The sequence below is a fragment of the Bradyrhizobium sp. SPXBL-02 genome (genome assembly GCF_051853065.1).
Lineage (GTDB): Bacteria > Pseudomonadota > Alphaproteobacteria > Rhizobiales > Xanthobacteraceae > Bradyrhizobium.
Map to the genome: position 1 here is coordinate 1,532,621 of NZ_CP182474.1, position 14,155 is coordinate 1,546,775.

General features: G+C 64.8%; 12 protein-coding genes. 6 read left to right on the plus strand and 6 right to left on the minus strand.

Annotation, left to right across the window (positions count from 1 at the left end; translation table 11 throughout):
* Positions 1-228 precede the first annotated feature (228 nt).
* Positions 229-408, plus strand: coding sequence for a YdcH family protein (locus ACNJYD_RS07205; protein ID WP_025034152.1), 180 nt, complete (start codon positions 229-231; stop codon positions 406-408).
* A 145-nt stretch (positions 409-553) separates the two neighbouring features.
* Here ACNJYD_RS07205 and ACNJYD_RS07210 read toward each other — a convergent pair whose 3' ends face one another.
* Positions 554-1,678 carry an NAD(P)/FAD-dependent oxidoreductase gene (locus ACNJYD_RS07210; RefSeq protein WP_439365761.1) on the minus strand — a complete coding sequence of 375 codons (1,125 nt, stop codon included), beginning with the start codon at positions 1,676-1,678 and terminating at the stop codon, positions 554-556.
* A gap of 202 nt (positions 1,679-1,880) precedes the next feature.
* On the opposite strand from ACNJYD_RS07210, the gene ACNJYD_RS07215 reads away from it, so the two are divergent.
* The 5 genes from ACNJYD_RS07215 to ACNJYD_RS07235 are packed head-to-tail and all read left to right on the plus strand — an operon-like array spanning position 1,881 to position 9,034.
* The gene (locus ACNJYD_RS07215; RefSeq protein ID WP_439365762.1) at positions 1,881-4,568 is read left to right on the plus strand and encodes an EAL domain-containing protein; all 2,688 of its coding nucleotides are present in this window, start codon (positions 1,881-1,883) and stop codon (positions 4,566-4,568) included.
* A 34-nt stretch (positions 4,569-4,602) separates the two neighbouring features.
* Positions 4,603-6,081 carry a glycerol-3-phosphate dehydrogenase gene (locus ACNJYD_RS07220; protein WP_439365763.1) on the plus strand — a complete coding sequence of 493 codons (1,479 nt, stop codon included), beginning with the start codon at positions 4,603-4,605 and terminating at the stop codon, positions 6,079-6,081.
* Positions 6,082-6,133: 52 nt separating this feature from the next.
* Positions 6,134-7,306: an ABC transporter ATP-binding protein gene (locus ACNJYD_RS07225; RefSeq protein WP_439365764.1), complete on the plus strand. Its 1,173-nt coding sequence runs from the start codon at positions 6,134-6,136 to the stop codon at positions 7,304-7,306.
* Positions 7,303-8,217, plus strand: coding sequence for an ABC transporter permease (locus ACNJYD_RS07230; RefSeq protein WP_439365765.1), 915 nt, complete (start codon positions 7,303-7,305; stop codon positions 8,215-8,217). Before ACNJYD_RS07225 ends, ACNJYD_RS07230 begins: the two co-directional genes overlap by 4 nt.
* Positions 8,218-8,221: 4 nt before the next feature.
* Entirely contained in the window at positions 8,222-9,034 is an 813-nt protein-coding gene (locus tag ACNJYD_RS07235) for an ABC transporter permease (protein ID WP_260382152.1), read from the plus strand.
* Here the strand turns inward: ACNJYD_RS07235 and ACNJYD_RS07240 are convergent.
* The 5 genes from ACNJYD_RS07240 to ACNJYD_RS07260 form a co-directional block, all read right to left on the minus strand.
* Positions 8,973-9,959 (minus strand): hypothetical protein, encoded by a 987-nt coding sequence (locus ACNJYD_RS07240; RefSeq protein ID WP_172784735.1) that lies wholly within the window; start codon positions 9,957-9,959, stop codon positions 8,973-8,975. The genes ACNJYD_RS07235 and ACNJYD_RS07240 overlap by 62 nt on opposite strands.
* A gap of 115 nt (positions 9,960-10,074) precedes the next feature.
* Positions 10,075-10,926: a carbohydrate ABC transporter permease gene (locus ACNJYD_RS07245; protein ID WP_172784734.1), complete on the minus strand. Its 852-nt coding sequence runs from the start codon at positions 10,924-10,926 to the stop codon at positions 10,075-10,077.
* Positions 10,923-11,795 (minus strand): carbohydrate ABC transporter permease, encoded by an 873-nt coding sequence (locus tag ACNJYD_RS07250; RefSeq protein WP_212254293.1) that lies wholly within the window; start codon positions 11,793-11,795, stop codon positions 10,923-10,925. Before ACNJYD_RS07250 ends, ACNJYD_RS07245 begins: the two co-directional genes overlap by 4 nt.
* Before the next feature lie 97 nt (positions 11,796-11,892).
* On the minus strand, positions 11,893-13,278 hold the full coding sequence (locus tag ACNJYD_RS07255) for an ABC transporter substrate-binding protein (RefSeq protein WP_172784732.1): 1,386 nt from the start codon (positions 13,276-13,278) through the stop codon (positions 11,893-11,895).
* A 194-nt stretch (positions 13,279-13,472) separates the two neighbouring features.
* Complete coding sequence (locus ACNJYD_RS07260) at positions 13,473-14,144, minus strand: LysR substrate-binding domain-containing protein (RefSeq protein WP_439365766.1); 672 nt, start codon at positions 14,142-14,144, stop codon at positions 13,473-13,475.
* Positions 14,145-14,155 lie beyond the last annotated feature (11 nt).

Genomic DNA, 14,155 nt, shown 5'->3' on the forward strand with positions numbered 1-14,155 from the left:
CGCATCGCCGATCTCCCGCAAGATATTTCTGCGAGGAGCTGCGGCGTGGCGCCGGCGCATTGATATCATGGATTTTTCCGGCGTGGTTCCCCTAGTCACGCTTCGTTACATATGAACTTTCAAAAATGACGCCGCGACGACGGTTACCCATCGACAGGACGAATCGGTGATGTAGACTTAGGCGTCCGGATCGAATCCTGAGGTTCAACCCTACCGAGGAGGTTTCGAATGACAATTCAGGCACATCTCGTTGAATTGGAACGGAAGCACAAACTTCTCGAAAACGAATTGCACGAAGCTCTCGTGCACCTTTCAACAGACGACCTGCAAATTGTTGAGTTGAAGCGCCGGAAGTTGATGGTCAAGGACCAGATCGAGCGTCTGAAGCAAGGCGACACGCTCCACTAGTAACCCCCGTGACAGTGTAGAGTTGATCACATCCTTCACGCAGGGATGAGAGCATTCGTGCTCATCCCTGCTGCAAGGTGTGCACCGTGCAACAGGTTTGCGCGGCGCTCACTCTTGTTTGGACGCGTGGTCTCGACACCAACACTTATCCGCTTCTCGAAGCGCTCTCGATGTCTGCGAGCTCGGCGACGTGATCGGCGATCGCGAGCGAGGACGTCAATCCCGGCGATTCGATGCCGAACAGATTGATCAGGCCTGCAACGCCGTGATCGCGCGGGCCCTGCATCAAGAAATCCTGCGTGGCCACGGCCGGGGGCACGATCTTCGGGCGGATGCCGGAATAGCTCGGCATCAGCGCGCCGTCAGGCAGCGTCGGCCAGTATTTGCGGATCGCGGGATAGAACCGCTCGGCGCGTGAGGGGTCGACCTCGTAATCGATCGTCTCGATCCATTCGACGTCAGGCCCGAAGCGCGCCTGTCCTGCCATGTCCAGCGTCAGGTGCACCCCCAATCCGCCGGGCTCGGGCACCGGATAGATCAGGCGCGAGAACGGCGCCTTGGCGTTGCAGCTGAAATAGTTTCCCTTGGCGAGATAGGCCGCTGGAATCCGGTCCAGCGGCATGCCGTCGATGCTGCGCGCCACATGCGTCGCCGACAGCCCCGCGGCGTTGACGAGGAGGCTGCATTGCAGCGTCATCGGTGCCTCGCCGCCGGCATCGATCTCGATGAATCCGGCCGCCGCCTTGGCACGGATCAGTGGAGTGTGAAACGCGAAAGCCGCGCCGGCGTCCTCGGCTTCGCCGCGCAGCGAGAGCATGTAGGCGTGGCTGTCGATGATGCCCGTCGACGGTGACAGCAGCGCGGCGTCGCAGGCGAGCGCAGGTTCCAGCGCGCGTGCGGCCTCCCCCGAGAGCAGCTGCATGTCGAGTACGCCGTTGGCCTCGGCATGGGCCTTGATCGATTGCAGCTTCTCGGTCTCTTTCGGGCTGGTCGCGACGATCAGCTTGCCGCAATTCTTGTGCGGGATGCCGCGCTCGTCGCAGTAGCGGTAGAGCGCGTGCTTGCCGGCCACGCACATGCGCGCCATCCAGCTCCCGGCGCGGTAGTAGATGCCGGCATGGATCACCTCGCTGTTGCGCGAGGAGGTGACGGTGCCGATCGCCTCGGCTTCCTCGAGCACGATCACCTCGCGCCCGGCCTGGGCGAGCTTTCGGGCCACCGCGAGACCGATCACGCCGGCTCCGATGACGACGCAGTCGACCCTATCCATGGTTGTGCAGGATACCAGTTGGAAGCACCGGTGGCGTATGGCCCGGGCAGGGGCGCGCAGGCGGGGCTTCCGTTAAGAAGGCGTTTATCATGTCAGGGCAATTGCCGTATTTCACGTGACATTATTCTGTTGTTCCCTCAGGCGTTTACCCGATCCAAACCCGCGAGGCCAGACAATCCGACGTTGAAATCGCGGGTGGCTGATGGCTGAGAAGAACTGGCACGTGGGCAGCACGCTTTCGATTGCTGTGCAGGCCCTCCTATGCCTGGCCGGCACGGGCGCGCCTGCGCGCGCCTTTGCGGCATCGGACAGCCTTGCCGTGGCGGGAGATCTCACCGGGCTTGATCCGGGCGTGATCTGGGAAGCCCTGATCGCCGGCATCGTGGTCTGCGCGTTCCTCGCCGCGATCGGGCTGTGGATCCATTCCTCATTGCGCCGGTCCAGGCGTTTGCAGCTGCGGCGCAACGCCTTCATCTCCTCCGCCATGAACAATCTCAACCAGGGCGTGGTGATGACGGATGCGCAGCGCCGCATCATCTTCTGCAACGACCGCTATCTCGAGATCTATGGCCTGACGCGGTCGGAAGTCCGGCCTGGCATGAATGGCCACGACCTTCTCGAGCTTCGTCGCAGGCGCGGGGTGCTGAATGCCGCCTCCGACGCCGAGTTCTACGACAAGGCATCGAGCGTCAACGGCCTGATCACGGAGCTGCCCGACGGACGGGCCATCCTGGTGAAATATTTCGTGCTGCCGAACGGTGGCTCGGTGGCGACCCATCTCGACGTCAGCGAGGAGCGCAGGCTGTCGCGGCAGCTCGCCTCCACCAAGCAGTTCCTGGAGACGGTGCTGGACCATGTGCCGGCCTGCGTGGCGGCCAAGAACATCGAGGACGGCTGCTACATCTTCGCCAACAGCGCCTATGAGAAGTTCTGGGGATTGTCGCGGGACTTCGCCGTCGGCAGGAATGCGCGGGAGCTGTTTGCATCGGCCTCGGCCGCGAGCATCGAGGCGGCCGACGAGGCGGCACTCAATTCGCCGGATGGCCAGTACCGCAACGAGTTCGACGTGGATCGTGCCGGCGCGCAGCGCACGGTCGCCTCGATCCGGATCGTGGTCCGCAACGAGAGCAATAAGCCCGAATTTCTGCTCATCGTGTTCGAGGACATCACTGACCGCCGCTCGCTGTCGGAGGAGCTGGAGAGCACCAAGAAGTTCCTCGAGCTCGTGGTCGACAACATCCCGGTTGCGCTGATCGTGGAGCAGGTCAAGGACGGCCGCTATCTTCTCGCCAACCGCAGCGCCGAGACGATCCTCAACCGCAGCCGCGAAGAAGCCACCGGCCTGACCGCGACCGACATCTTCAACGCCAAGGAAGCCAAGCTGATCGTCGCGCGCGACGAGGCCGCGATCAAGAAACGCGGGATGATCACCGAGGAGCATCCGATCTCGACCAAGGACGGCCTGCGGCTGTTCCTCACCCGCCGCGCCACCGTGCTCAGCGAGGCCGGCGAGCCGCAATATCTGATCAAGACCCACGAGGACGTCACCGACCGCCGGCAGACCGAGTCGCGCATGGCGCACATGGCCTATCACGACGGCCTCACCGATCTGCCGAACCGCGCCGCCTTCCTGCAGGCGCTGACCCAGATGATCGAGGCCTGCGAGGGCACCGGCGAGGAGTTCGCCGTGCTCTGCGTCGACCTCGACGGCCTCAAGGAGGTCAACGACGTCTTCGGCCATGCGCTCGGCGACAAGCTCCTGATCGAGGTCGCCCATCGGCTCCAGGATTCCGCGCGCGGCGGCGTGGTGGCGCGCCTGTCCGGGGACGAGTTCGGGCTGATCATCGACGGCAAGCAGCCCGAGGCCGGCCTCGCGCTGGCGCAGCAGATCGCTGAAGCCGTCGCGAAGGATTTTCAGATCGACGGCCGTCCGGTCCGCGCCGGCATCACCACGGGCATGTCGGTGTTCCCCCACAATGGCACCGATGGCGCCTCGCTGCTCGCCAATGCCGGTGCCACGCTGTTCCGCGCCAAGCAGAAGTCGCGCGGCACGATCAGCCTTTACCAGCCCGAGATGGACCAGCAGATTCGCGACCGCCGCGTGCTGCACCAGGACCTCTCCATGGCGGTCAAGAACGGCGAGCTCGCGCTCGCCTTCCAGCCGCAGGGGGCCGCGGGCCACAGCGTCGCCGAGAGCGAGATCATCGGCTTCGAGGCGCTGGCGCGCTGGCAGCATCCGGTGCGCGGCCAGGTTTCGCCGGCCGAGTTCATTCCCATCGCCGAGGAGAGCGGCCTGATCGTCGAGATGGGCGAGTGGATCCTGCGCGAGGCCTGCCGCGAGGCGGCGTCCTGGCCGAAGCCGCTGCAGGTCGCGGTCAATCTATCCCCGGCGCAGTTCATGCACGGCGACGTGGTCGGCCTCGTCCATTCGATCCTGCTCGAGACGGGCCTTGCACCCGGCCGGCTCGAGCTCGAGATCACCGAAGGTGTTCTGATCGAGGATTTCGACCGCGGTCTCGCGCTGCTGCGCCGGCTGAAGGCGCTCGGCGTGCGCATCTCCATGGACGATTTCGGCAGCGGCTATTCCTCGCTGAGCTATCTCCAGGCGTTTCCGTTCGACAAGATCAAGATCGACCGCGCCTTCATCATCAATCTCGGCCGCAACCCGCAATCGGCGGCGATCGTGCGCGCCGTCATCGACCTCGGTCACGGCCTCGAAATGTCGATCATCGCCGAGGGCGTCGAGACGGTCGACCAGCTCGCCTTCCTCGCCAAGGAGGGCTGCGACGGCGTGCAGGGCTACCTGCTCGGCAAGCCCTTGCCGATCGGCAAATATGCCGGCCTCGTCGGCCGCGACGAAGCCATGGAGCTTGCGCTGAAGACCGGTTAGTGATGGGAGCGCTTCGCTCCCATTCGACGGCTTCATGGCGGATTACGATCTCGCGATCATCGGCGGCGGCCTGAACGGCGTCAGCCTCGCCCGCGATGCGGCGGGCCGCGGCCTGCGGGTAATCCTGTTCGAGCAAGGCGATCTCGGCGGCGCGGCGTCGTCGGCCACACCGCGGCTGATCCACGGCGATCTCTCAGTGCTGGAGCGCCGCGGCTTCTGGCGGGTGCGCCGGGCTCTGGCCGAGCGCCGGATCTGGCTCCGGATCGCGCCGCATCTGGTCCGGCCGATGCGTTTCGTGATTCCCGCGCATGTAGACGAGCGTCCACCCTGGTTGCTGCGGGCCGGCCTGTTTCTCTATGACGGCCTCGCCGGCAGGAGCGGCCTGCCCGCGTCGGCGACCCTCGACATCACCCATCACCCGGTCGGCAACGCGCTGAAGCGCCCGTTCGGCACGGCGTTCGAATATTCGGACTGTATCGTCGACGATTCGCGCCTTGTCGTGCTCACTGCGCTGGACGCCGCCGAGCGTGGTGCGGCGATCCGGACCGGCGCACGCTGCGTGCGTGCCGACCGAACCGACATCTGGCGGCTCGCCGTGGTCGATCGCGGCCACCGCCGCTCCATCACAGCCAGGGCGCTGGCCAATACCAGTGGCGGCTGGACCTCGATCGTCGCGGAGACGGTCCTGCGCCAGCCGCAGCCCGCCGTGACGGCCATGCAGATGAGCCAGATCATCGTGCCCAGGCTGTTCGATTCAGACAATGTCTACGTGTTCCAGAACAGCGACGGCCGGCTGATCTTCGCAAGCCCGTTCGAGCGCGCGTTCGCGCTGATCGGCACGGTCACGCATGATTTCACCGGCGACCCCGCCATCGTGGCGATGCGCGGTGCCGACGTCGATTATCTCTGCGAAGCGGCGAGCCGCTACTTTCGCGAGCGCATCGTCCCGACCGACGTGGTCCGGACCGTCTCGGGCGTCAATTTGAGGCCGGCGTCCGCGCGGCAACGCGAGGGCACGACCCTGTTCCATGCGCGTCGGCGCAAGGCGCCGCTGATCACGATGTTCGGCGGCGACGTCACCACCTCGCGCCGGCGCGCCGAGCGGGCGGTGACGAAGCTGACGCCGTTCTACCCGATGTCGCCGCCCTGGACCGCCGGCGCAGCGCTGCCCGGCGGAGATTTCGCCTGGGACCGTTTTGACACCGAGGTCGACCTCGCACGCGAGCGCTGGCGCTTCTTGTCGGAGCCGGAAGCCCAGCGCCTGGTTGCCGCCTATGGCTCGCGATTGTCGGCCATGCTCGGTGAAGCAAGGACACGCGAGGAGCTTGGCCCGGCCTTCGGACCCGAACTGACCGGCGCCGAGGTGCGCTATCTCATGAGCCGTGAATGGGCGCGCTTTCCGGATGACGTTCTGTGGCGCCGTTCCAAGCTCGGCCTGACCATGCCCGCCGCGGACCGTGAGGCGCTGGCGGCGTTCATGGCGGGCGAGAGCGTTTCATCCCGAACCGGTTGAGCTAAACACGATCGGCCGCTAGCGTGCGGCGGAATCGGGGTTGGCAGGGACCATGGCGGAAGAATTGCCCGAAACGAACGTTGCGGCTGAACCGGCTGGCGGAGAATCATTTCCGGCCGCAGGCCAGCCGCTGCTGCGCATCGAGGGCGTTGCCAAGACCTTCGGCACATTCCGCGCCGTCGACGGGGTGTCGCTCGATATCAACGCCGGCGAGTTCTTCGCGCTGCTCGGCCCGAGCGGCTGCGGCAAGACCACGCTCTTGCGCATGCTCGCGGGCTTCGAGGCGCCGGACGAGGGACGCATCCTGCTCGGCGGCAAGGACATCGCGCAGGCGCTGCCGCATGAGCGGCCGATCAACATGATGTTCCAGAACTATGCGCTGTTCCCGCATCTGTCGGTGCGCGACAACATCGCCTTCGGCCTGAAGCGCGCCGGCATGCCGCGCGCCGACATCGCCACGCGCGTGGCGGAGATGGTCGCGCTGGTCAAGCTCGAAGGGTTGGAAAAGCGCAAGCCGGACCAGCTGTCCGGCGGTCAGCGCCAGCGCGTGGCGCTGGCCCGCGCCCTGGCGCGCCGCCCACAACTGCTGCTGCTCGACGAGCCGCTCGCGGCCCTCGACAAGAAGCTGCGCGAGAGCACGCAAGCCGAGCTGATGGAGCTGCAGCGGCGGCTCGGCATGACCTTCATCATCGTCACCCACGACCAGGAGGAGGCGATGACGATGGCGAGCCGGATCGGTGTGATGAAATCAGGCAAGCTCGCCCAGGTCGCGAGCCCCCGCGAGCTCTACGAGGCGCCGCGTTCGCGCTGGATCGCCGAGTTCGTCGGCGACATCAATCTGTTCGACGGCGAGTCCAAGTTGCGCGACGGTCATCGTCTGGTCATCGGCACGCGTGATGCGGGGGCGCTGGTGGTGGCCGAGCCGCGCGAAGCCGTCGGCACCGGAAAACTGGCGGTCGCGATCCGTCCCGAGAAGGTCAAGCTGTCGCGCCGCGCCCCGGTCAGCGAGGCTGGTCGTGAGACGGCGATCAACACTCTCGACGGCGTGATCGCCGACATCTGCTATCTCGGCGGCACCACCACCTACAAGGTGAAGCTCGACACCGGCGGAATGTTGCAGGCGTCGGTCGCCAACAGCGCGCGGCTCGACGTCGACGCCTACAGCCTGAACCAGCATGTCGTCGCCTGGTTCACGCCTGATGATTGCGTGGTGCTGCAATCATGAGCTCGCGCCGCATCTTCGCAAGGCCGGCGCGCTTCGCCGCGATCGCGCCCTATGTCTGGATGGTGCTGTTCTTCCTGGTGCCGTTCGCCTTCGTGCTCAAGATCAGCCTGTCGCAGACCGCGATCGCGCAGCCGCCTTACGCGCCGGTGTTCGACGTGACGGCGGGATGGGACGCTCTCAAGGCGGCGTTCGCAGCGCTCTCGGTCGACAATTTCAAGCTGCTCGGCTCCGACGACATCTACGTCTTCGCCTATGTGCGCAGCCTCACCGTCGCCATCACTGCCACCGCGCTGCTGCTCCTGATCGGCTATCCCATCGCCTACGGCATGGCGCGGCTGCCGAAACGCTGGCAGGCGGTGGCGATGGTGCTGGTGATCGTGCCGTTCTGGACCTCGTTCCTGATCCGCATCTACGCCTGGATCAACATCCTTCAGCACGACGGCCTGCTGAACCAGGTCCTGCTCGCGCTGCATCTGGTCAGCCGGCCCGTGGTGTGGCTCTCCACCGACACTGCGATGTATATCGGCATCGTCTATTCCTATCTGCCGTTCATGATCCTGCCGCTCTATGCCACGCTCGCCAAGATGGAGCCGGCGCTGGAGGAGGCGGCCTCCGATCTCGGCGCGCCGCCCTGGCAGGTGTTCTGGCTCGTCACCTTCCCGCTGTCGCTGCCCGGCGTCGGTGCCGGCGTGCTCTTGTGCTTCATCCCGATCGTCGGCGAGTTCGTGATTCCCGATCTTCTCGCCGGATCCAATTCGCTGATGATCGGCCAAACCCTGTGGCTCGAATTCTTCACCAACAAGGACTGGCCGGTCGCCTCCGCTGCTGCGATCGTGCTGCTGGTCGTGCTGCTGCTGCCGCTTTTGCTGTACGAGCGGCTGCAGAAGCGGCAGCTGGAACAGGGGCGTTGAGACGATGCGCAAGGTCGCCCGCCTGTCCCGCTTCAACATCGCCTCGCTGGCACTCGGGCTGGCCTTCCTCTATCTGCCGATCCTCATCCTCGTCCTGTACTCCTTCAACGCCTCGCGCCTGGTGACGGTGTGGGGCGGCTGGTCGCTGCGCTGGTATCACGAGTTCTTCAACGATCGCGCCATGATCGAGGCGGCCTGGATGAGCCTGCGGGTTGCGGTCGCCTCCGCGACCATCGCGACACTGCTGGGCACGCTGGCGGCAGTGGCGCTGTCGCGCGGGGAGAGGTTCCGCGGCCGCACCCTGTTCTCCGGCATGCTCTATGCCCCGCTGGTGATGCCGGAAGTGATCACCGGATTGTCGCTGCTCTTGCTGTTCGTCGCGCTGAACGCCGAGCGCGGCTTCTGGACGGTGACGATCGCCCATACCACGCTGACCATGTGCTTCGTCGCGGTGGTCGTGCAGTCGCGCCTCGGATCGCTCGATCGCTCGCTGGAGGAGGCGGCGATGGATCTCGGCTGCGACCCGGTGCGGGCGTTCGTCGCCGTGACGCTGCCGCTGATCGCGCCGGCGATCGTCGCCGGCTGGATGCTGGCCTTCACGCTGTCGCTCGACGACCTCGTGATCGCGAGCTTCACCACCGGCCCGGGCTCGGCGACGCTGCCGATCCGCATCTATTCGGAGGTGCGGCTCGGCGTGAAGCCCGAGATCAACGCGATCTGCACGCTGGTGATCGCCCTGATCGCGGTCGTCATCGTCATCGCCTCGCTCGCTTCGAAGCTGTCGAGCTCGCAGGGCGAGAGCGCGGCGCCGCTGTAGCCGGTCGTGCGGCGAACCGCGCGCGGGCCGCGTCCTGCATGGCCGCGCCGAGCTGGCGCAGCGCCAGCGCATTGAGCGGAAACTCCAGCAGGATGTGAATGAGGCTGAGCGCCAGCAGGAAGGTGAAGCCGAACGCGTAGTCGTAGAAATACAGCGCGGTCGCCGCCGCGCTGGCCGCGGCCATTGCCGCGAGCCGTGCCTTCGGCACCTCGGCCCAGCGAATCACGTCGGCTTTGATGAACCAGTTGAGGTAGTGATAGGTGTAGACGAAGGCGAGCAGGCTGGTCAGCCTGGTGTCGAGGACGAGCCCCGGCACGCCGAACAGCCGGCCGAGCGCCGGGCCGACATTGCCGAAATAGTCCTGCCCGACCCGGGCAAAGCTTGCGATGCGGATTTCGGCGGCGGGCGGCAGCAGCAGGATCGCGGCGATTGCGGCGAGATAGACCACCACCAGCGCGGCCTGCACGCGGCTGCCGGACCGGTAGGCGCCGAGCACCATGAAGATCAGCGTGAACAGCGAGACGTGGATCAGCGTCGGAATCAGGATGCCGATCACGGCGAGCGAGGAGCCGCTCGAATACATGATCGCGGACAGGGCAAGTGCCACCATGAACAGCAGCATGCTCTCGATCGCGGTGGCGGTCGCCGCCAGCATGGCGCAGACGACCAGCGCGGCCCACATCGCAAAACCGAACCACGAGGCGTTGTCGATCAGCGCCGCGACCACGGCGACGATGGCGAGGACCGCCGCAATGCCGCGATGGGGCAGGTAGTAGCTGCGGTCATGCAGCCACGAGATCTCGGTGAAATAGTGCGCCGGGCCGAGCACGACATAGGCCAGCAGCAACAGCTCGAACGGCACCAGATAGGCGGCCGCGAGCGCCAGCAGCATCAGGCCGAGATGGATCGCGTCGTTGCTTCGCATGATGCCGGCCCCCGCCTTTGGGAACCCGGAGGTTAGATGAGGCGTGGACAATCTTCAATTGCCCACGCCGTTGCTCGACCGCTTTGCTTGCGGCGACCCCTTGCGTCCTGTTGCGTCAGGACTTCACCGCGCCCGCCGTGAGCCCGCCCACCATGTAGCGGCGGAAGGCGTAATAGACCGCGGCCGGCGGCAGCGCGTAGATGAAGCCGGTGGTCATCAGCAGCTCCCACGGCGAGTCGTCGGCGGCGAGGAAGTTGCCGAGCGCGACGGGGAGGGTGATCTCGCGGTCGTTCGACAGCAGCAGGAACGCGTAGAGATATTCGTTCCAGGCCAGCAGCACCGCATAGGTGCCGATCGCGACCAGCGAGGGCATCATCAGCGGCACGTAGACCAGGCGGAAGATCTGCAGGGTGGTGGCGCCGTCCATCACCGCGGCCTCGTCCAGCTCGACCGGCAGCTTGTCGGAGGCCTGCTTGAGCACCCAGATGGCGTAGGGGCTCGCGATCGTCACCATGGCCAGGATCAGCGACCAGTGATTGTTGAGCAGACCGTAATTGCCCATGGTGCGATACATGGGCACCGCGAGGAACGCCGCCGGAATGAAATAGGTGAAGAGTGCGAGGTTCAGCACCGCGCGTCCGCCCGGCACCTTCAGCCGCGAGATCGAGAACGCGGCTGCGGTCGCGATGACCAGCGTCAGCGCGCCGACGGAAGCCGCGATCAGCGTCGAATTCCAGAACTGGACGTAGAAGTCGCGCAGGAAATAGTGCTGCTGCTTGAACACGATCTCGAAGTTGTGCAGCGTCGGATGGTCCGGCCACAGCTTGCCCGAGAACGCGTCCTCCTTCGGGGAGATCGCGAACAGGAACATGTGGTAGATCGGGATCATCGTCCACAGGAAGACGGGAATGCCGATCAGCAGCAGCCGCGCTTCCGTCGCGACGTCACGGAGAGAGGGGAGCTTCATCGCGACAACCGTTTCATCATGAAGTAAACGAGCGGCAGGACGAACGGCATCGCGCAGACGATGGATGCCATCGCGAGCGAGAGCTGGTCGAGCCGGAGATAGCGGATACCGAGCGTCGCCAGCACGTGCGTGAGGTCGGCCGGTCCGCCGCCGGTGAGCAGGTAGACGCTGTTGAAATCGCCCAGCGTCCAGATCATCGAGAGCAGCGTGCAGGTGACGTACAGCGTCTGCATCGACGGCCAGGTGATGTAGCGGAATTTCTGCCACCAGCTCGCGCCGTCGACCTCCGCGGCCTCGAACAGATCGTGCGGGATCGCGAGACGGCCGGTGATCAGGATCAGGGTCCAGAACGGCAGCGACTTCCAGATGTGAACGCCGATTGCCATGCTGAGCGCCACGGTCGGGTCATTCAGCCAGTTCGGGCCGTCATCGCCGGTGAACGAGAAGATGAGGTGGTTGATCACGCCCCATTCGGGATTGAGCATGAAGCGCACCGACAGGATGGTCGGGATCGACGGCACCGCCCAGGGCAGGATGAAGATCACCGAAAGCCATCTGATCCAGGTGCGCTGCTGCGCGAAGAAGCCGGACAGGAACAGCGCGATCAGCATCTTGATGTTGATGCCGATGACCAGGAAGATCAGCGTGTTGATCGCGGCGCGCGCGAAGATCGGGTCGTTGTACAGCGCCACGTAATTCGACGGCGCCCGCGCCAGCCAGAGCCCGTAGCAAACGGGATAGACGACGAAGGCAAGGAAGACGAGCAGATAGGGCGCGAGCAGGATGATGCCCCAGACCTGCGCCGGGGTCAGCCGCGACGACAGGGGCGGGCCGGGGATTGCCTGATCGCCAGAGAGCGTGATCGCCATTCTTTCGAAACTCTTTGAAAGGACTTCCGGCCGCACGAGGCGGCCGGTGTTTGTCGTTTACCACTCCCTGCGAGCCACGGGGAGAGAGGGATGGACCTCAGCCCGCGACCTGCTTGATCCGGGCGATCAGCTCGTCCACGGCCTTGTCGACCGGAACCTTCTCGCTGACGACGCGGTTCATCGCCTTCGCCCACACGTTCTCGTTGTTGAGAATCGTGAACTTCCAGTTCTTGGTGAAGTCGAACGCTGCGGTGCCGCCCTTGAACTGGGCGTAGACGGCCTTGCGGTGCTTGTCAGCCTGCCAGAACGGGCTTTCCTGGCTTTCCTTCGTCACCGGGAACCAGCGGCCGAGCGCGCCCTCGATGTAGGGGCGGATGTTCTCTTCCTGCAGCAGGAAGCTGATGAACTGCTTGCCCTCGGTCTTGTTCTTGGCCGCGGTGAACATCAGTCCGGTCTTGACGTCGGAGCGGTAGCGGATGGTCGAACCGTCAGGCGCCTTCGGGAACGAGGCCGTGATGATGTCCTGTTCATAGGCCTTCTTGCCGGCCTCGCGCTGTTCCGGCGTGAGGTTCTGGTTCTGGGAATCCTCGAACCATTTCGCCGCGATCGAGATCGTGAAGTTATGGGTCATCACGATGGTCTTGTTGTGGAACGCGACGTTATTGTCGGGATCCTTCCAGGTGGTCGAGGACGGCGGGGTGCAGCCCTTGATGTAGGTGTCGGTGTAGTCCTTCATCGCCTTGATCAGGTTCTCGCGAACCGCGGGATCGTCGACCAGCAGCTTGCCGTCGTCGTCGACCAGCTTGACGTGATAGGCGTCCATGAAGGTGTAGAACGACTGGAAGGCGTCGGTGGATTCCACGCCCATCGGCTGGCCGACGGCGTAGAGGCGCTGGCCGGTCGCCTTGCGGATCGCCGGCTGCACCTTGTCGCACCAGAAGGTCCAGTAGCCCGCCCAATCGTTCGGAATGTCGCTCAGCTTGAAGCCGGCCTTCTCCAGCAGGTCGTTCCAGATCTGAACGTGCATGCTCTGCTGCTTCAGCGGAAAGCCGTAATAGGCCTTCTTCTTGGTGACGTCGTTGTAGAGAATCGAGGCGTCGAGCGTGTTCTGCACGAACCGATCCTTGATCGGCTCCATGACGCCGGAGAGGTCCTCGAGCTTGCCCTCATAGGCCCACTTGCCCTGTACCTGCACGTCGTAGCTGTCGGAATAGGCGACGTCGGGCACGGTGCCTGCATCGAGCGCCGCGACGGTCTTCGGGATCATGTCCTGGATTGCGTACTGCGACAATTCGACCTTGATGCCGGTCTTGGCTTCAAACTTCTTGATCGTCTCGGCGAGCGCTTCGTCCTCGGACTTGTAAAAGCCCTTGACCCACCAAACCGTAATCGTCTTTTGCTGCGCAAAGGCGGGTGCGGTGGCGGCAAATAGCCCAGCCGCAGCGACCGCCAATGAAACTGCGCGAATAACCTTGGATTTCACGTTTTTCTCCCTCAAACGGCCGGTGTTTTAACCGGTCGTATAAAACACTAGCGCATGGCCGTCATCCGATCTAGCGGCTTCTTGTCAGACCTATGTCGCGGTTGGAGCGAGGCTGCGACGATGCGAATTCGCGCATCGATCCAAAGGCCGCATCAATACATGCCAATCAATTCGGCTCGTGGTGTCTGGCCTCGTCAGCGCTTCCCCTTGATGCCGGCCGAAGCGGCAGTCGGGCTCGTGTCAGCCGATCGCGCGCGCGGCTTGCCTTGCCCGCTCGTGCGAGCAGGAGAGCGCCATGCCTCGAGCAACATCTTGAGAAACTGGCTGGCATGAGGGGACAGAGTCGCTCCGCGCCTGCGCACGATGCCGATCGTCCGCGACACTTCCGGCTCGATCAGGCGAATGGTCTGAATGATCGGATGGCCGGCCGCGGGCATCGCGAGCTTCGGTAGCACGGCGATGCCAAGACCCGCTTCGACCAGGCCAAGCGAACCGGAGAGGTGAGCCACTTCATAGGACCAGTTCAGCTGCAAGCCGTGCCGCGCCAGCGCATTGTCGATCAGCGCACGATTGCCGCTGTTGCGGCCGACGGTGATGACCCGGTGCGGCACGATCTCCGGCCAGCTGACCTGCTTGCGCGACGCTAGCGAATGGTCGTGACGGCAGGCGAGGACGAAAGGGTCCTCCACCAGTTTCTCGAACTCGATCTCGGCATGCGAAGCCCCGATGAAATTGATGCCGAAATCGACCTCGCGAACACGGAGCAGGCGAGGTAGCTCGGCCAGGGCAGCACGCCCGCGGCCGCGCCGACGATCGCTGCAGCGCCGCTGGTGCGGGAGGAGAAGAGCTGGATTTCGACGACCCAATCGGCCGCGTG

Excerpts from the sequence above, each read along its gene's own strand:
- ACNJYD_RS07250 (WP_212254293.1), bottom strand. The coding sequence starts at position 11,795 with ATGGCGATCACGCTCTCTGGCGATCAGGCAATCCCCGGCCCGCCCCTG.
- ACNJYD_RS07235 (WP_260382152.1), top strand. The coding sequence starts at position 8,222 with ATGCGCAAGGTCGCCCGCCTGTCCCGCTTCAACATCGCCTCGCTGGCA.
- ACNJYD_RS07240 (WP_172784735.1), bottom strand. The coding sequence starts at position 9,959 with ATGCGAAGCAACGACGCGATCCATCTCGGCCTGATGCTGCTGGCGCTC.
- ACNJYD_RS07245 (WP_172784734.1), bottom strand. The coding sequence starts at position 10,926 with ATGAAGCTCCCCTCTCTCCGTGACGTCGCGACGGAAGCGCGGCTGCTG.
- ACNJYD_RS07225 (WP_439365764.1), top strand. The coding sequence starts at position 6,134 with ATGGCGGAAGAATTGCCCGAAACGAACGTTGCGGCTGAACCGGCTGGC.
- ACNJYD_RS07205 (WP_025034152.1), top strand. The coding sequence starts at position 229 with ATGACAATTCAGGCACATCTCGTTGAATTGGAACGGAAGCACAAACTT.
- ACNJYD_RS07210 (WP_439365761.1), bottom strand. The coding sequence starts at position 1,678 with ATGGATAGGGTCGACTGCGTCGTCATCGGAGCCGGCGTGATCGGTCTC.
- ACNJYD_RS07215 (WP_439365762.1), top strand. The coding sequence starts at position 1,881 with ATGGCTGAGAAGAACTGGCACGTGGGCAGCACGCTTTCGATTGCTGTG.
- ACNJYD_RS07230 (WP_439365765.1), top strand. The coding sequence starts at position 7,303 with ATGAGCTCGCGCCGCATCTTCGCAAGGCCGGCGCGCTTCGCCGCGATC.
- ACNJYD_RS07220 (WP_439365763.1), top strand. The coding sequence starts at position 4,603 with ATGGCGGATTACGATCTCGCGATCATCGGCGGCGGCCTGAACGGCGTC.